The following is a 17,512-nucleotide window of genomic DNA, read 5'->3' on the forward strand; positions in this document are numbered from 1 at the left end:
GAATGGAATGCGGGTATGTCGACGATACGTTGGTTCGAAACGCAAACGGCATGGATTGACGCGGCTCAACGCGCGCAGGCCGATATCGCGCGTGAAGTCGGGCTGCTGGGCGAACAGCGTTCGTACCCGGGTTATTGCATCGCCTGCGACGGCCAGACCACCTTCCGTCTCGACGCTGCGCGTGCAACCCATCCCAACCTGCGGGAAAACCTGTGCTGCGTCCGCTGCCGCCTGAATACCCGGCAGCGCCTGATGCTTGCGGCCATGCTCGCCGACGGCGGCAAGCAAGGCCATGCCGGCACCCAGGGTGCGTTGCTCGAGAAGACCACGCGACTGTATGCGCAGTCCCACGCGCGCATGCCTTGGCTGCGTGGATCGGAGTTTCTCGGCGAAGATCGCCAATCAGGCCGTCACTACTGGTGGTCCACTCGCTGGTGGCGATGGCGCTATACACGGCACGAATCGATCACCTCGCTTTCCTACGGGAACGCTACGCTGGACTTCCTGGCGCATAGCGATGTGCTGGAGCATGTCTACGACACCGCGGCGGCGCTGCGCGAGTCGGCTCGCGTGCTGAAGCCCGGCGGCGTCATGCTGTTCACGGTTCCGTTTTTCATCGGCAACGCCCGGTCGATACTCCGCGGTCGCCCGAATGCATCCGGTGACATCGAGCACCTGCAGCCGCCGGAGTACCATGGCGACGGACTCAACCGCGGTGGCATCTACACTTTCCACAACTTCGGGTGGGACATCCTCGATCAGATTCGCGACGCCGGCTTCAGCCGTGCGGAAGCTGGGTTCTGTTACGCCCCGCGCGAAGGATTCCATGTCGATGATGCGAGTTCGGCCGAATCGTGGAAGATGCTGCCGAATATTCTCAAAGCTACTCGATAGCAAGGTTCTTGATTCATCGCAGACATTCCAGCTGCTAGATAATCACGGCAAGTCTGCCCTCCAATAACGGATGGGGTGGCGAGGACGGATCCGGAAGCATGCATATAGTCCAACGCCTTGCCGCGCTACTTCTATGCATACCGATGCTGGCGCACGCAGGTGTCCAGCTGGTGGTGGATGGCGTGGACGATCCGTTGAAGCTGGCGGTGAGTTCGGGCGTCGATCTTTCGCAGTACGCCAATCGCGACGTGACCGAGGCGCAGGTGCGCCGCCTGTACGAACAGTCGCTGGACCAGGCCAAGACGGCCTTGGAGCCGTATGGCTACTACGAGGCCAAGGTGCAGGGGCAACTCGATCCGGTGGGCACCGACTGGCGCGTGACGCTGCATGTCACCCCCGGATCGCCCGTCACCGTCACCGAGGTGGATCTCAAACTCGACGCCACGGCATCGAAAATCCCGGCGATTCGACGGGCGCAACGCGCCATCGAAAACCTCAAGGGCCGGACGCTGAACCATGGCGAGTATGACTCCGCTCGCGATGCGCTGAGCGGCGCGCTCACCGCCAACGGCTTCCTCGATGCGCGCCTGACCACGCATCGGGTGGACGTCAATCGCGCTGAGCGCAGCGCCGTCGTCCATCTCGCCTGGGAGGCGGGCCAGCGCTACAAGTTTGGCGACGTCCATTTCGAAGGCTCGCAGTTCAAGGAGGGCTTCCTGCAGCGCTACGTGCCCTTCAAGTCAGGCGAATATTTTGCGCAGGACAAGCTGTTGCAGCTGCAGCAGGCGCTCAACGGCGCGGATTATTTCTCGGTCGTGAACGTGCTGCCCGACGTGGACGACAAGAAAAACGGCGTGGTCGATGTGAAGGTGGAACTCTCGCCGGCCAAGCGCACGGTCTACACCGGCGGCCCCTTCATCGGCACGGACACGGGCTTTGGCGTGCGCGCAGGCATGGAGCGGCGCTGGGTGAACGCCAGCGGCCACAAGTGGAAGAACGAGCTGATCCTCGCGCAGAAACTCAAGACGCTGTCGACGTTGTACACGGTGCCCCTGCCCGGCCCCAACCAGCGCAGCTTCAACTACGGCGCCACCTACCGCGACTCCAATACCGACACGTCCAAATCCAAGACGCTGGAACTGGTGGCCAACGAGACGCGCGAGTGGCATGGATGGGTGCGCACCATCGGCATTCATGCGCTGGACGGCACCTTCACCGTGGGCCAGAAACCCGGCGAAGCGGACAACGTGGAGGGGCTGGAACACGGCCAGAGCAACCTGTTTTATCCGGAGGTGTCGCTGTCGCGCAAATCGGGCGACAACCCGATCTTTGTGCGCAATGGCTGGTCGCTGGTGTTGACGGCACGCTCCACGGTGGGCTCGCTGCTCTCCGACGCGAGCTTCAGCCAGGTCACGGCCGACGGCAAATGGATTACCTCGTTCTGGGGCAACAACCGCTTCATCGTGCGCGGTTCGGCCGGCGCCACCTGGACCAATAATTTCGACGACTTGCCGCCGCAGCTGCGTTTCTTCGCGGGCGGCGACCGTTCGGTGCGCGGCTACAGCTATCAGAGCATCGGCCCCAAGAATTCGTTTGGCCGCGTGATCGGTGGCGAGAACCTGCTGGTCGGCAGCACCGAGGTGGAGCACTACTTCACGCGCCAATGGGGCATGGCTGCGTTCGTCGATGCGGGCAACGCATTCACCGGCACGGATTATCGCCCCAAGATCGGCGCAGGCCTGGGCGTACGCTGGCTCTCCCCGGTGGGTATGATCCGGGTGGACCTGGGTACGCCGGTGCACAACCCGGATGAGCACGGTGTGGAACTGCACGTCGTGATCGGCCCGGATCTGTGAGCAGCGATGTGATGACTGAGACGACCGCCTCCGCTCCCGCGCCTCGCCCACGCCGCCACTGGCTGCGCTGGACGCTGCTGTCCGTGCTCGCGTTGGTGCTGGTGCTGCTTGCGTTCATCGCATGGGTGATCGGCACAGCGCCGGGCCTGCGCTTCGCCTTGGCGCGTGCGGAAGGCTTCACGGATGGCCAGCTCACTGTGCAATCGGCACAGGGCCGTCTCGTCGGGCCGCTTGATCTGGTGGGCTTGCGTTATGCCGATGGCAAAGGGCTCGACGTCAAGGTCGCCAAGGCGCACCTGGATCTGCGCGTGCCTGCTCTCTCCCGCAAACGGCTGCATGTGCTCGATCTCGACGCCGACGGTGTCGAGGTGGCGCTGCCTCCCAGTGAACCCCAATCGCCCGAGAGCCAGAGCAGCTCATGGTGGAAGCCGCCGTTCGATATGCTGCTCGATCGTGCGCACATCGGCTCAGTGAAGATCACGCAGGCGGGACAACCGTTGTTCGCCTCTGATTCGCTCGACGTCGCGGGCAGCTGGACCGGCAGTCGCGGCATCGAACTTCGCCAGCTCAAGCTGCGCGCGCCCGAAGGCCATGCGGATCTGACCGGCCGCCTGGTGGTGGGCAGCAAATACCAGGGCGACAGCAAGGCGAGCTTTGCCTGGACCGTGAGCGGCACCGAATATGCCGGTGAACTGATCGCAAGCGGCGACGGCAAGCAGGCGCACGCCGATCTGCAACTCACGCAGCCCACGGCTGTGCGATTTCAATTGGCGCTGGCGCAAGGCGGCGACTATGCATGGACGGCGACGCTCGATGCGCCGCGCTTCGATCCCAAGCCTTTGCTCGGCGAGAGCTCGCTCACCGGCCTCGCCGTAGCGCTCACCGGCAAGGGCGACCGCCGCAGCGGCACGCTCACCGGCCAACTGGGCCTCAACGACTACCAGCTGCACTTGCAGCCGCTTACCGCGCGCTTCAGCGACGATCTCAACACCTTGACGATCGAACAGCTGGGCATCACCTCGCCGCAGTTCAAGGGTGGCGTCGGTGTGCATGGCGTCGCGCAGCTGGCGGCCAAACCACTGGCAGCCGACCTCACCGTCGAGTGGAAGGACGTGGTGCTGCCCGAGCAGATGGCCGGCCAGACACTGCTGAGCCATGGCAGCCTCACGGCCAAGGGCACTACCGAACAATTCCACGCGGAAAGCACCCTGGCCATCGGCCCGGCAGGCAAGCTGGCCGATGTCACACTCGTGCTCGACGGCACGCCGCAACTCATCAACCTGCATGCGCTCACGGTCAAACAGCCGCAAGGCGATCTGCAGGCCAAGGGAACGCTGAATCTGCAACCGACGTTCGGCTGGCAGATGGAAGCGATCGCCCACCGTTTCGACCCGGGTCATGTGCTGGCGAAATGGAACGGCTCGCTGGATTTCGACATCGCCTCGCAAGGCACGCTGCCGCAGGACCATCCCGACGTCACACTCGAGATCAAGAAATTCGATGGTCGTCTGCGCGATCGCACCGTGCACGGCGACGGCAAGCTGCACCTGCCGCCCGAAGGCGTGATCGACGGCCAGCTGCATCTGATCTCCGGCGGCAGCGATGCGCGGATCGACGCGAAGCCGGGCAACACCAACGACATCACGATCAAGCTGGCGGTCGCCTCGCTGGGCGATTGGCTGCCCGAGTCTGCCGGACGTCTCCAGGGCACCATCCAAGTGCGCGGCAAGCATCCCAGGCTCGCGGTCGAAGCCAATCTGCAAGGCAGCGCACTCAGTTATGCGGGCCAACAGGTCAACGCGTTGCGGCTGGTCGCCAACGTGCCCGACATCAGTCATCCCGGCGGCAAGCTCGATCTGCAGACCAGTGGCGTGAACGCCGGCGGCCTCGCCTTCACCCAAGTCAACGTACGCGGCGATGGCACGGCCGAACGCCACAGCCTCACGCTCACCGCGCATGGCTCGCCGCTGTCGACGGATCTGGCGCTAAGTGGCAGCCTCAGGGGCTCGGCATGGAATGGCACGCTTTCCACGCTCAATGTGGATTTTGCCGGCCTGCCGCCGTGGCGACTGCAGCAGTCGACGCAGCTCTCCTATAACGATGGTGCGCTCAATCTTTCCGAGCTTTGCCTCACCGCAGGCGAACCTCTGCTGTGTGCCGCCGCCAAACAGGACAAGGCCGGCAATCTCGATGCGAGCTATCGACTGCACGGTCTGCCCATCGCGCTGATCATGAGCGCGGTGAGCACCAGCAAGCAGCCCATGCGCGTGGAAGGCACACTCGAGGGCAGCGGCAGTCTGCGCCGCAATACAGCGGGCGCCCTGACGGGCAACGCGTCGATTACTTCGCCGCGCGGCTCCGTAGCCTATGCCGATCGCGCCGACCAGCCGCTGGTGACCTACGACAACCTCGCGCTTAACGCGCAGCTCAGCCCCGCGAGCCAGCAGCTGGTGTTGCATGCGGGCCTGACCAACAACGGACGCATCGACGGCCAGGTGAATATCACGGGTGCGCAGCAATCGCTCGGTGGCCATGTCGGCATCCATGTGAGCAATCTCAAGCTGCTGGAAATCTTCACCACCGAGGTCGTCAATCCCAAGGGCGCCATGAATGGCGACTTCAATCTCGCAGACACGCTGGCGCAGCCGGCCATCAGCGGACAGGCCAACCTCACCGACTTCTCCGCGGAAATTCCCGGCATGGGCCTCAAGCTCAACCAGGGACGCATCGCCATCGGCACGACGGATGCGCGACATTTCCGCATCGACGGCACGCTGCATTCGGGCGACGGCAGCGTCGTGCTCGCAGGCACGGCGGCACTGGGCGCCGATGCGCAGAGCGTGCTGTCGGTAAAGGGCAGCAACTTCAAGGCAGTCGACCTCCCCGCCGCCAAGGTGGCGATATCACCCGATCTGGCCGTGCGCCACGACGACAAAGGTCTGGACATCACCGGCAACGTGACGCTCGACAGCGCCGACGTGAATCTCGACAAATTACCCGGCGCGGGAGCCACCAAAGCGTCGCCCGACGTGGTCGTGGTGGACGAGAAGCAGCAGGAGCAAACGGCAAGCCAGATGCCGATATCCGCCACCGTCACCGTGAACCTGGGCAAAAAGGCCCACCTCGTCGGCATGGGCCTCGATGGCACTTTGCGCGGCCAGCTCGTGGTCAGCGAACGACCCGGCCGCGCCACCACCGGCCAGGGTCAGATCGACGTGGCAGGCACCTATAAGGCCTACGGCCAGAACCTGCAGATCGCCCGCGGTCAGCTGCTGTTTGCGAGCACGCCCATCGATAACCCGGGCCTCAATATCCGCGCCGTCCGCAAGCTCAATCCCAACGCCACCATCGACGACGGCCAGCAGGTGGGCCTCAACATCGCGGGCACTGCGCAACGACCCGTGCTCACGGTGTTCTCGCAGCCGCCGATGGAACAGTCCGACGCCCTCTCCTACCTGATCACCGGCAAGCCGCTGTCCCAGGTGAAGGGTGGTGAAGGCAATATGGTGGGTGCGGCGGCGCAAGCGCTGGGCTCGGCCACGGGCAACCTGCTGGCCAAGAGCATCGGCTCGCGCCTGGGCGTGGACGACATCGGCGTCAGCAGCAATGACGCACTCAACGGCGGGTCTGCATTTACCGTGGGCAAGTACCTCTCGCCGCGCCTCTACATCAGTTATGGCGTGGGCTTGTTCGACCCCGGCCAGGTCATCACGTTGCGCTACCACTTCAACAGCCGCTGGAATTTCGAAGCGCAAACCGCGACTGACTTCAATCGCGCCTCCCTGAACTACCGCATCGAGCGCTGACACTCGCTTGCAGGAGCACACCCGTGCGCGACTGCGGCGTAGTGATGTGCAAGGTCGCGCACGCGTGCGCTCCTGCAAGGAGGCGACGCGCCCTGCCCCTAGCCCAAAAGTCATGCCCCCAACAGGGAGATGACGGACTATCGTTACCGCTTTCCCGCTCAGGAGACCGCTCATGCGCCAGCTTCGTTGGATTTTCACGGCCGCAGCGATGACCACCACCTGCGCCATGGCGGCCACCGCCACCCCGCCGGCGCCGGCTCATGCCGCCGCTCGCAGCGCCAGCGGCATCGACCTGGCCGGCATCGACCACAGCGTGCAGCCGGGCAACGATTTCGATAACTACGCCAATGGCAACTGGAAGAAGACCGCTGAGATTCCGGCGGATCGCTCCAGCACCGGCAACTTCCCGGAAGTGTTCCAGAAGACCGAGAAGCGCAATGCCGAGCTGATCCAGGCGGCAGGCAAGGGCAATCCGGCTGCGGGCAGCAACACGCGCAAGATCGCCGATTACTACGCTGCGTTCATGGACGAGGCCGGCATCGAGAAGCGCGGTCTCGAACCGCTGCAGCCCGAGCTGCATCAGATCGACGCGATCCAAAGCAAGGCCGATCTCGCCCGCGTGCTGGGCGATGGCCTGCGCGCCGACGTGGACCCGGTGAACGCCACCAATTTCCAGACGGAGCACTTGTTCGGTCTGTTCGTATCGCACGGCCTGCAGGACGCCACGCGCAATATCCCATACCTGCTGCAAGGCGGCCTTGGCATGCCTACGCGCGACTACTACCTGTCCGACGACAAGGCGATGGTGGAAACGCGCGGCAAATATCAGGCGTATATCGCTGCGCTGCTGAAGCAGGCAAACATCGCCGATGCCGACGCAAAGGCCAAGGCCATCCTCGAGCTGGAAACCAAGATCGCCAAGGCGCAGGTCGACATGGTCGACAGCCAGGACATCCACAAGGCCAATAACCCGTGGGCGATGGACGCGTTCGCCAGGAACGCGCCGGGCCTGGATTGGAATGCTTATTTCAAGGCTGCGGGCCTGGATCAGCAGAAGACCGTCGACGTGTGGCAGGTGCCGGCCATCAAGGCGCTTTCCGCGCTGACGGCCAGCGAGCCGTTGCAGACCTGGAAGGACTACCTGACCTTCCACGCGCTCAACCAAAGCGCCTCGTTGCTGCCCAAGGCGTATGCCGACCTCAGCTTCGGCTTCTACGGCCAGACCCTGTCCGGCACGCCCCAGCAACGCGATCGCTGGAAGCGCGGCGTGGCCAGCACCAATGTCGCGCTCGGCGATGCGGTCGGCCAGATTTACGTGAAGGAGTATTTCCCGGCCTCGTCCAAGCAGCAGGTCGAGCAGATGGTGAAGAACATCCTCGCCGCGTTCAACGAGCGCGTGGATCATCTGGACTGGATGACGCCGGCGACGCGCGAGAAAGCCAAAGCCAAGATCGCCAGCATCCGCGTGAGCGTGGGCTATCCGGAACATTGGCGTGACTACAGCAAGCTCGATATTCGTGCCGACGACGCGCTGGGCAACAAGCAGCGCGCCGAGAAATACGAGTACGATCATCAAGTCGCCAAGTTGGGCCAGCCGGTGGATCGCGGCGAGTGGTGGATGACCCCGCAGATGGTCAACGCGGTCAACCTGCCGCTGCAGAATGCATTGAATTTCCCGGCCGCGATACTCGAAGCGCCGTTCTTCGATCCGAAGGTCGACGCCGCCGCCAACTATGGCTCCATTGGCGCCGTGATCGGTCACGAAATCAGCCACAGCTTCGACAACCTTGGCGCCGAGTTCGATGCGCAGGGCAACCTCGCCAACTGGTGGACGCCGGAAGATCAGGCGCACTTCAAGGCTGCAGGCCAGAAACTTGTCGAGCAGTACAACGCGTATGAAGCACTGCCGGGCCTGCACATCAATGGCCAGCAGACGCTGGGCGAAAACATCGCGGACGTGTCCGGACTTACGATTGCCTACGTGGCGTATCACAAGTCGCTCGGCGGCAAGCCGGCGCCCGTGGTTGACGGCCTTACCGGTGACCAGCGCTTCTTCCTGGCCTTTGCCCAGACCTGGCGCGAGAAGATCCGCGATGCCGCGATGCGCCAGCGAGTGATCGGCAACGAACATGCGCCGGGCCGCTTCCGTGCGCAGGTCGTGCGCAATCTGGACGGCTGGTACGACGCGTTCCAGCCCAAGCCGGGCGAAACACTGTACCTGGCGCCGGCCGATCGCGTGAAGATCTGGTAACGCGCCTGCTGGGATAAAAACCTGGGCCACGTCTTGCGAAAGACGTGGCCTTTTCGTTCAAGCCACCCGCGCAGCCGTGCTGCGTGGCGTAAGCAAACCCAGCACGATGGCTACGATAAACAGCGCCGGCACGTCACCCAGCAGATGCCCCATATGCATGGGATGCATGAACGACTGCGCCGCCATGATCGCGCCGTGCGCGACGCTGGACCACACGGCGAACCAGATCAGGCTGAGATTGGCCAAGGGATCGCGGGCCGCGCGTATCAGGAACACTCCGAGCGTCGCGTAGACGCCCACGATCATCAGCGGGTAGTCGGAATAACCCTCGTGCCACACCCAGCCCGAAGGCCACAGTTGCATCAGCGGATAGATGAGCAGGAAGACGACGCCCAGCAAGACCAGGACGATGCGAAGAAGCTTGAGACGTTGTAAGTCGCTCACGGCTCACCTCAGCTGCTTTTGGCGAGGGAGGCAGTCTATGCCCGGGCGCCGGCTGGTGATGTCGGACGAACGGTCTAGATCTTCGCGTAGGGCCGGTGCGCGGGATGCTTCGGCAAGGCTAGTCGCGGTCAGAGCGTTCGCGTCATGAACACGCTGAAGGAATCGTCCACGTAATCACCGAACGGGCCACAGAGCGTGAAGCCAAAGCGCGCATACAACTGTCGTGCCGGCTCGAACGCGGCGGGCGAACCCGTTTCCAGGCTCAAGCGGCGATAGCCACGGCGCGAGGCCTCCTTGAGGATGTGCCTGAGCACACATGCCGCCACGCCCTTGCGACGATGGCGCCTGGACGTGCGCATGGATTTGATTTCGGCATGCTCGTCGTCAAGCTTGCGGATGGCACCGCAACCTACCAGCTCAGCCCCTTCCCACACGGTCCAGAAGGTGATCTGTGGCGCGCGCAGCCTGTCCAGGTCGAGCGCATGGATGCTTTCGGGTGGCGACCACTTCGCCATGTCGTCGAGGTGTTCCTGCAGCAATGCGCCGATCTCCGGGCCACGCAGGTCATCGATGCGGATATCGAACGTCATCGCCAGGGCTTCCTCAGTGAATACCCAGACCTTCGATGCCGATGATGTCATGGGCATCGAAACCGGCCATCTCGGCAAAGTGTCGACCTCGGTCGGCGTAATCGTGGAACTGGTCGAAGCTGGGTGCGCCAGGAGAAAGCAGGATGGTACCGCCGTCAGGCGTCACTGCCCGGGCGCGCTGGACCGCGTCTGGCAGACCTGGCGCTTCTTCCACGGCGATACCTGCTTCACGCAATGCCTGCGCAATACGCGGGCCGTTGGCGCCCTGGGCGACAATGGCGTGCGGTGCATGCGTTCTCGCAGCGACGACAAAATCACTCCAGTCCAGGCCACGATCATGGCCACCCACGATGACCGTCACGGCGCGGCCTTCCAGACTGTTCAACGCCGCGAGCGTGGCCTGGGGCGTGGTGCTGATGGAATCGTTGACCCACTGGAAACCGTCGTGCTCACCCAGCGGCTGCAAGCGATGTGGCAAGGGCCTGAACGTTGCGAGTGAGGGCGCGGCCTTGAGTGCATCAAAACCCATGAACTCCAGCGCAGCGAGCGCGGCGCAGGCGTTGAGCGCATTGTGTTCGCCGGGTGCGCGCAGGTTGGCGATCTCAAACACCGGTTCGGCACCGTGGCGAATGAAGCCACCGGCGACATGCCACCCTTGCGCGTCGCCAAACACGATGCGGTGCGGATGTTGCGCCGTGCGCTCCAACAGCGATGGCTGCGTGGCGTTGACCAGCAGCTGTTTCGACACGCCGGCAAGCTTGAGCTTGTCTTCGATGTAGCGCTCGCGCGAGCCATGCCAGTCGAGGTGTTCCTCGTAAAGGCTGGTGATGACGCCAAGCTCGACCGGCCCTGCTTCCCCGGTCTGAAAACTGGAAAGCTCGATGGCCCAGAGCTCGGCCGACTCATCGAGCAGTTCGAGCAACGGCATGCCGATGTTGCCGGCCAGCGCCGTGCGCACGCCAAGACTGCGGGCAAGATGCGCGAGCAAAGCGGTGGTGGTGCTTTTGCCCTTGGTGCCGGTGACGGCAACAACGCGTGCCGTGGGCTTTTCGGCAAACCACAGGGCCGTACCCGACGTCACGCGGATACCCGCCTCATGGGCGGCCAGCAGCGCCGGCTTGTAGGCCGAAATGCCAGGCGACTTCACCACCACGTCGAACCTGGCGAGCGCCGTGGCATCCGGTTCCTGCCCGTGCACCGTGAGCGTGGCATCGAACGCTTTGGCCGCGGTGATTTCCGCATCGCTGCAGAACAGCGTGAGCGCAAGCTCGGGCAAACGCGCACGAATGGCTGCGATGGCCGCCTTGCCCTCCCGTCCGAAGCCCCAGATCGCCACTCGCTTGTTGGCAAGATCGGCGATGCGCAGCGGCGGCAAGGTGGTCACGCGAAGAACGCCAACGCCGGCAGGAGACGCTTGGGAATGCGCTGTTCGCCGGACGGCTGCAGCCAGGGTTCCAGCGCCAGTTCGCTCACGTCGAGCTGCGGCAGGATTTCGCGGATGAAACGTGCGACTAGGGCGTCTTCCTGCCATTCCGAACGCTGGCTCAACGCCAGCATCGCTGCGCGTGCTTCCGCACCCTCGCCCACGCACTCGAACGGCTTGTGGTCCTGGTATTCCAGCAGCGCATCGAAACCCGGCGCGAGGTTTTCATCGTCCAGCAGATTGCGCCCGAAGATGGACAGCAGACGCGGCTTGGGCAGGAACGGCGCCAGCGCCAGGAACACGAAGTGGCACTTCGGACACTGACCGCACCAGCGATCCGCCGGCTTGGGGCCAAGGATCTTGAAGTTGCGGTTGCAGCTGGAAAACACGTCGAAATAGGGCGTGAGCTTGGCGAACGCGCGCGTCACCGCCAGCTCGGAATACGGCCGCAGCAGCGAGCAATAGTCGAGATCGGCCGCCACGTGCTGGTGCAGCCAGTCGCCGAGCAACTGCTCGAACGCATAGCCCTTGCTCCACTGGTGATTCACCTGCTGGCCGTCGTACTCCAGCGTGGCAGCCGAGGCGGAGCGCTCATTGGCGAACGCGATGCTGTCGAAGCCATAGAGGATGGCCGCCACGGCGAGGATCGCGGAGTTCACCGCCGTCACCGGGATATGGCCGTTCCACGCACCCAGGCGATTGAGTTCGAACAGGCCCGGCGCGAGTTCGCGCTGGATATTGAGCATGGGCAGGCCGGTGCGTTCGGCGCACGCGGCGATCAAGGGCGAATTGCCGACCCATACGGCCGTGGCGTCACCACCGATGGATTTGATCGCTTCCACGGCAACAAGTGAGTCTTTGCCGCCGCCGATCGGCACCAGGGTGCGATGCGGCAGGCCCAGCGCCTTGGCTTCCGGCTGCTTCGCGCCGCCGCGGGGGAAGTTGATGCGACCACGCAGATCCAACCCGTTGCGATAGGCAAACTCGGCCAGTCCATGCAGATAAAGCGCGTCGAGCAGGTCCGCCGTGCTGTCGTCCAGCGGGCCACCCGCGACCTCGATGCGCGGCGGCACGCCGGCCTTGTAGTAGCTGACGCCCGCGATGAGATGCAGCATCTTCAGCGCCTGCTCGAAGGCGGCCTGATGGTTCGCGGGAATGGCTGGCGCATTCGGGAAGCGCACGCGCTCGACCAGTTCGTCACCGTGATCGAACGCATACACCAGCTCGGCTACGCCGTCGGCATAGCTGCAGCGCAGGTAGCGGAATACCTGGGTCAGGCGAGGATTGATGTTGGTGGTCACGCCTCAGTCTCCATTGCATGCTCCCTCGCCCCTCCGGGGAGAGGGTTGGGGTGAGGGGCCGGGGCTGGCCAAAGCCTCGAAAATGACCTCAAGCACGCTTTCAGTGTTCGTCAGTACTTCATTGTTCCAGAAACGCAGCACGCGGTAGCCCTCTTCCCCAAGCTTTCGTGTTCGCGCTTCGTCATAAATCAGCTGATCGCCATGTTGGCCGCCGTCGAGCTCCACGATCAGGCCCGCATCCGGACAGACAAAATCAACGACGTATGGTCCGATCTCGTTCTGGCGGCGGAATTTCCAGCCTTGCAGGCGGCGATTTCGCAGGTGATACCAGAGCAACTGCTCGGCGTCTGTCTGACCGACGCGCAGGCTGCGTGCTCCATCTACGTTTAAACGCTTCATCCGTGAGCGTCCGTGATTGGAAAGTCACCGCGAGCACCCGCCCCTCACCCCAGCCCTCTCCCCTCCGGAGAGAGGGAGAAGTGTGGGACCGAGGGTTACTCGAGGATGATCTCCTCCGCCTCATCCCGCAGGTTATACGGCGAGGACATCACCTTGCCGTACGCCCCCGCTTGCGCCACCAGCACCACGTCGCCTTCCTGCGGCTCGGGCAGGCGGCGGTCGGTGCCGAGTACGTCGCCGCTCTCGCAGATCGGGCCGACCACCTGGAACAAGGCCGTGGCCGGCTCGTCCAGCCGCGTGAGGTTGACGATCTCGTGCCAGGCCTCGTACAGCGCCGGACGGATCAGGCTGTTCATGCCGGTATCGACACCGAGATAACGGATCTGGCCATGGCCCTTGCCCTTGGTCTGGGTGACCTTGGTGATCAGCACGCCCGCGTCGGCGACAAGGTAACGACCCGGCTCCATCCACAGTTTGTAATGTGGATAAGCGGCCTTTACGTCGCGCAGCACCTTGTCGAGCGCGGCGATATCCAAGCGCGCCTCTCCCGGATGGGACGGCACGCCAAGGCCGCCGCCGATATCCAGGAAGGTGACGCTGCCGATGCGCTCGGCCAGGCTCGCCAGCTGGCCGTACACCTCGCCCCAATGGCCATCGTCGAGGATGCCCGAGCCCAGATGCGCATGCAGGCCGCGCACGATGGCACCATGCGTATCGGCAAGACGAAGGAACGCATCGAGCTGCTCCACCGGCAAACCGAACTTGCTGCCACTGCCGCCCGTGCGCACTTTCTCGTGATGACCCAGGCCGCGGCCCAGATCAAGACGCAGCACCACTTCGCGACCGCGGAAAAGCTCGCCCCAGTTTTCCAGCTGATAGAGCGAGTCCAGCGACAGCGTGGCGCGCGTGGTGAGCGCCCACTCGTAGTCTTCGCGCGGCGCGAAGTTGGGCGTGAACAGCAGCGGCGCCGTTTCCGGCACCACCGCCATCACCGCCTTCAATTCGCCCGGTGACACGCATTCGAAGCCGAAACCCTCTTCGGCAAGCGCCTTCAGAATGGTCGGATGCGTATTGGCTTTGACCGCGTAATGCAGGCGATCCACCGCACCCAGCGTCTTCAGCTCGCGCGCCTGCTGGCGCACCGTCGGCAAGTGGTAGACGTAGCGCGGCGTCGCGCCCGCACCGATCTTGAGCAGCTCAGCGCGACGCTCCTCGCGCCACCACGAAGCCGCCGGCGGCAACACGTCGCCCGTGCCATACAACGCCTGCCAGCTCGGGCCGAACAAGGCACTGTCGTCGGTACGCAAGGCGCCCGCGGTGATCAGCAGTTCGTGCAGATGCGGCAGCAATTCGTCGACGACGTTTTCATCCACCACAAAGGTGAGATTCAAGTTGTTGGACGACTGCGAGATCATGTGCACGCGCAGCTGACCAAACTCCGCCAGCACGCTGGACAGCGTATGCAGCATCGAACGCATGCCGCGACCCACCAGGGTAATCGCCGCGCACGGCGCAATCACCTTCACGCGGCAGACCTTGGCCAGATCGCTGGCCAGGGCGGCGAGCGCATCGGAATCGAGCAGATTTTCCGTAGGGTCCAGCGACACGGTGACGTTGGTCTCGGCCGAACCAATCATGTCCACCGACAGACCGTGCTGCTTGAACTGCGCGAACACGTCGGCAAGAAAGCCGACCTGCTGCCACATGCCGACCGACTCCATCGACACCAGGGTGATGCCTTTGCGTGCGCTGATGGCCTTGACGCTGGGTGCATGCTCGCGCACCTCGGGGCCGATCAAGGTGCCTTCCAGTTCCGGGCGATTGGTGTCCTTGATCAGCAAAGGCACACGCGGCTCGCGCAACGGCGACAGGCAGCGCGGATGCAGCACCTTGGCGCCGGTGGAAGCGATTTCCTGGGCTTCTTCGTAATCCAGGCGCTGCAACAGGCGCGCGCTGGGAACCTGGCGTGGATTGGCGGTGAACATGCCGGCCACGTCGGTCCAGATTTCCACTCGCTGCGCTTTCAGCAGCGCACCGAAGTACGAGGCCGACGTATCGGATCCACCGCGGCCGAGCAGCACCGTGCGGCCCTGCGCCTCGCGCGCGATGAAACCCTGGGTGATAAACACCTCGCCCAGCTCGGCAAGTCGCGCATTGAGCGCCGGATCGGGCCGCGTTTCCACCATTGCCGAGAGCAGTTTGGTGCGCTCGTTCTGGTTGGGCAGCGCAATGGCGGCAAGGCAATCGCGCGCGTCGACCCATTGCGTGTCCAGACCGCTATGGCTGAGAAACGCCGAGCCCAGCGCGCTGGACATCAGCTCGCCATGCGCCTGCACGCGTGCCGACCAGGCCAGCTCGCCCAGCAGCGACGGGCCGTCTTCGGCCAGCTGCGCCAGTTCGGCGAGTCGGGCGCCGAGGGTGTCCGGAACCGCCAGCTGCATGTGATCGAGCAGGTCGTAGTGACGCTGTGCGATCGCCTTGGCAGCCTCGATGCGTTTGCCCTTGTCTTCCTGTGCGCACAGTTGTTTGAGTGCGTCGGTGATGCCGGAGAGTGCCGAAACGACAACCAGCACACGTGCGCCTTCGGCGCGACGGCTGGCTACCAGCTCCAGAATATTCTGCCAGCGCGGCAGGGTGGCGACACTGGTGCCGCCAAACTTCATCACGATCCAGGGAGCGTCGTTGGTGAGCGACGCGGGGCTTTGCGGGTTCACGGTTACCTTCGGTGGTGGTGGGGAAGACAATCTGGTGAGTGTTGCGCCGCAGCAGGAGGAATGCAACCTCTCGAAACAGTAGGCGTTTGGATGGCTAAATGCGGAGATGATTGGAAGTGCCGCAGTCAGCTCCCTCTCCCCTCCGGGGAGAGGGTTGGGGCGAGGGGCCAATCTAGCCTCAGTTTCTAGCCGAGCGAGAGCTCACGTTAGCAACGTTCGGGCAAGCACCCGCCCCTCATCCCGGCCTTCTCCCCGACGGGGAGAAGGAGAAGTGTGGTGTTACGCAACGACCACGGGAATCTTGCCAATGCGCCCCTGCCACTCCTTCGGCCCCGTCTGATGCACGGACGTACCAGCGGAATCCACGGCCACGGTCACCGGCATGTCCTCAACGGTGAACTCGTAGATCGCTTCCATACCCAGGTCAGCGAAGCCGACCACGCGCGATGCCTTGATCGCCTTGGACACCAGATAAGCGGCGCCGCCCACGGCCATCAAATACACCGACTGGTGCTGCTTGATCGCCTCGATCGCAGCCGGGCCACGCTCGGCCTTGCCGACCATGCCCAAGAGTCCGGTCTGGGCCAGCACCTGCTCAGTGAACTTGTCCATGCGCGTGGCGGTGGTCGGGCCGGCCGGGCCCACCACTTCGTCGCGCACCGGATCGACCGGGCCCACGTAGTAAATGAATCGATTCTTGAAATCGACCGGCAGCGGCTCGCCCTTGTTGAGCATGTCGACCATGCGCTTGTGCGCGGCGTCGCGGCCGGTCAGCAGCTTGCCGTTGAGCAGCAGCACTTCGCCCGGCATCCAGCTGGCAACTTCTTCGCGGGTGACCGTATCCAGATTCACGCGGCGACCCTTGCTCGAGTCGTAGGTCAGCTTGGGCCAGTCTTCCAGCGACGGCGGATCGAGCGCGACCGGGCCCGAGCCATCCAGGGTGAAATGCGCATGGCGCGTGGCGGCGCAGTTGGGGATCAACGCCACCGGCAGGTTTGCCGCGTGGGTCGGGTAATCCTTGATCTTGATATCGAGCACGGTGGTCAGACCACCCAGGCCTTGCGCGCCGATGCCCAGCGCATTGACCTTCTCGTACAGCTCCACGCGCAGTTCCTCGATGCGGTTCTGCGGGCCGCGCGCGATCAGCTCCTGGATGTCGATGTGTTCCATCAACGATTCCTTCGCCAGCAACATCGCCTTCTCGGCGGTGCCGCCGATGCCGATGCCCAGCATGCCCGGCGGGCACCAGCCGGCGCCCATGGTCGGCACGGTCTTGAGCACCCAGTCCACGATGGAATCGGACGGATTGAGCATGGCGAACTTGGACTTGGCCTCGGAACCGCCGCCCTTGGCCGCGACGATCACCTCGACGGTGTCGCCAGGCACGATGGAGACGTTGATCACCGCCGGCGTGTTGTCCTTGGTGTTGCTGCGCTTGCCGGCCGGATCGGCCAGCACGCTGGCGCGCAGCTTGTTGTCCGGATCGTTATAGGCGCGGCGCACGCCCTCGTTCACCATGTCGTCAAGCGACATCGTGGCGTCCCAGCGCACATTCATGCCCACTTTCAGAAACACCGTGACGATGCCGGTGTCCTGGCACAGCGGGCGATGGCCTTCGGCGGCCATGCGCGAGTTGATCAGGATCTGGGCCATCGCGTCTTTGGCGGCCGGCGACTCTTCGCGCTCATAGGCAGCGGCGAGGTTCTTGATGTAGTCGACGGGGTGGTAGTAGCTGATGTACTGCAGGGCGTCGGCGACGGACTGGATCAAATCGTCTTGCTTGATGGTGGTCATGGCGGCTGCTTCGACTCCGGGGGATCAGGGCGCCGAAAAC

General features: G+C 64.0%; 11 protein-coding genes. 4 read left to right on the forward strand and 7 right to left on the reverse strand.

Annotated features, from left to right (window positions below; all coding sequences use genetic code 11):
• Positions 1-15 precede the first annotated feature (15 nt).
• The 4 genes from AB4Y82_RS10725 (at position 16) to AB4Y82_RS10740 (ending at position 8,807) form a co-directional block, all read left to right on the forward strand.
• Positions 16-894 (forward strand): class I SAM-dependent methyltransferase, encoded by an 879-nt coding sequence (locus AB4Y82_RS10725; protein ID WP_441603077.1) that lies wholly within the window; start codon positions 16-18, stop codon positions 892-894.
• A gap of 98 nt (positions 895-992) precedes the next feature.
• On the forward strand, positions 993-2,750 hold the full coding sequence (locus AB4Y82_RS10730; RefSeq protein WP_441603078.1) for an autotransporter assembly complex protein TamA: 1,758 nt from the start codon (positions 993-995) through the stop codon (positions 2,748-2,750).
• 11 nt (positions 2,751-2,761) lie between these two features.
• On the forward strand, positions 2,762-6,556 hold the full coding sequence (locus AB4Y82_RS10735; RefSeq protein ID WP_441603079.1) for a translocation/assembly module TamB domain-containing protein: 3,795 nt from the start codon (positions 2,762-2,764) through the stop codon (positions 6,554-6,556).
• Between the two features lie 172 nt (positions 6,557-6,728).
• Positions 6,729-8,807: a M13 family metallopeptidase gene (locus AB4Y82_RS10740; RefSeq protein WP_441603080.1), complete on the forward strand. Its 2,079-nt coding sequence runs from the start codon at positions 6,729-6,731 to the stop codon at positions 8,805-8,807.
• Positions 8,808-8,864: 57 nt separating this feature from the next.
• On the opposite strand, the gene AB4Y82_RS10745 is transcribed toward AB4Y82_RS10740, so the two are convergent.
• The 7 genes from AB4Y82_RS10745 to AB4Y82_RS10775 all read right to left on the reverse strand — a co-directional run bounded on the left by AB4Y82_RS10745 (position 8,865) and on the right by AB4Y82_RS10775 (position 17,472).
• Positions 8,865-9,251 (reverse strand): DUF6632 domain-containing protein, encoded by a 387-nt coding sequence (locus AB4Y82_RS10745; protein ID WP_441603081.1) that lies wholly within the window; start codon positions 9,249-9,251, stop codon positions 8,865-8,867.
• A gap of 128 nt (positions 9,252-9,379) precedes the next feature.
• Positions 9,380-9,892: a GNAT family N-acetyltransferase gene (locus AB4Y82_RS10750; RefSeq protein ID WP_441603082.1), complete on the reverse strand. Its 513-nt coding sequence runs from the start codon at positions 9,890-9,892 to the stop codon at positions 9,380-9,382.
• Positions 9,855-11,207: a UDP-N-acetylmuramoyl-L-alanine--D-glutamate ligase gene (gene murD / locus AB4Y82_RS10755; RefSeq protein ID WP_441603159.1), complete on the reverse strand. Its 1,353-nt coding sequence runs from the start codon at positions 11,205-11,207 to the stop codon at positions 9,855-9,857. The genes AB4Y82_RS10750 and murD overlap by 38 nt, the downstream gene beginning before the upstream one ends.
• A gap of 14 nt (positions 11,208-11,221) precedes the next feature.
• A complete protein-coding gene (murL, locus tag AB4Y82_RS10760; RefSeq protein WP_441603083.1) occupies positions 11,222-12,565 on the reverse strand; it encodes a UDP-N-acetyl-alpha-D-muramoyl-L-alanyl-L-glutamate epimerase in 1,344 nt (447 codons plus the stop codon).
• 3 nt (positions 12,566-12,568) lie between these two features.
• On the reverse strand, positions 12,569-12,964 hold the full coding sequence (locus AB4Y82_RS10765) for an endonuclease domain-containing protein (RefSeq protein ID WP_441603084.1): 396 nt from the start codon (positions 12,962-12,964) through the stop codon (positions 12,569-12,571).
• A gap of 95 nt (positions 12,965-13,059) precedes the next feature.
• The gene (locus tag AB4Y82_RS10770) at positions 13,060-15,678 is read right to left on the reverse strand and encodes a bifunctional aspartate kinase/diaminopimelate decarboxylase (RefSeq protein ID WP_441611269.1); all 2,619 of its coding nucleotides are present in this window, start codon (positions 15,676-15,678) and stop codon (positions 13,060-13,062) included.
• A gap of 279 nt (positions 15,679-15,957) precedes the next feature.
• Positions 15,958-17,472, reverse strand: coding sequence for a fumarate hydratase (locus AB4Y82_RS10775; RefSeq protein ID WP_441611270.1), 1,515 nt, complete (start codon positions 17,470-17,472; stop codon positions 15,958-15,960).
• Positions 17,473-17,512: the final 40 nt, after the last annotated feature.

This window comes from Dyella sp. 2YAF14 (assembly GCF_052114725.1).
In the GTDB taxonomy this organism is placed as follows: Bacteria; Pseudomonadota; Gammaproteobacteria; order Xanthomonadales; family Rhodanobacteraceae; genus Dyella.

What these genes read in the sequence shown, in the direction of transcription:
- AB4Y82_RS10735 (WP_441603079.1), top strand. Translation starts at nt 2,762, where the DNA reads ATGACTGAGACGACCGCCTCCGCTCCCGCGCCTCGCCCACGCCGCCAC.
- AB4Y82_RS10730 (WP_441603078.1), top strand. Translation starts at nt 993, where the DNA reads ATGCATATAGTCCAACGCCTTGCCGCGCTACTTCTATGCATACCGATG.
- AB4Y82_RS10740 (WP_441603080.1), top strand. Translation starts at nt 6,729, where the DNA reads ATGCGCCAGCTTCGTTGGATTTTCACGGCCGCAGCGATGACCACCACC.
- AB4Y82_RS10775 (WP_441611270.1), bottom strand. Translation starts at nt 17,472, where the DNA reads ATGACCACCATCAAGCAAGACGATTTGATCCAGTCCGTCGCCGACGCC.
- AB4Y82_RS10765 (WP_441603084.1), bottom strand. Translation starts at nt 12,964, where the DNA reads ATGAAGCGTTTAAACGTAGATGGAGCACGCAGCCTGCGCGTCGGTCAG.
- AB4Y82_RS10725 (WP_441603077.1), top strand. Translation starts at nt 16, where the DNA reads ATGTCGACGATACGTTGGTTCGAAACGCAAACGGCATGGATTGACGCG.
- AB4Y82_RS10750 (WP_441603082.1), bottom strand. Translation starts at nt 9,892, where the DNA reads ATGACATCATCGGCATCGAAGGTCTGGGTATTCACTGAGGAAGCCCTG.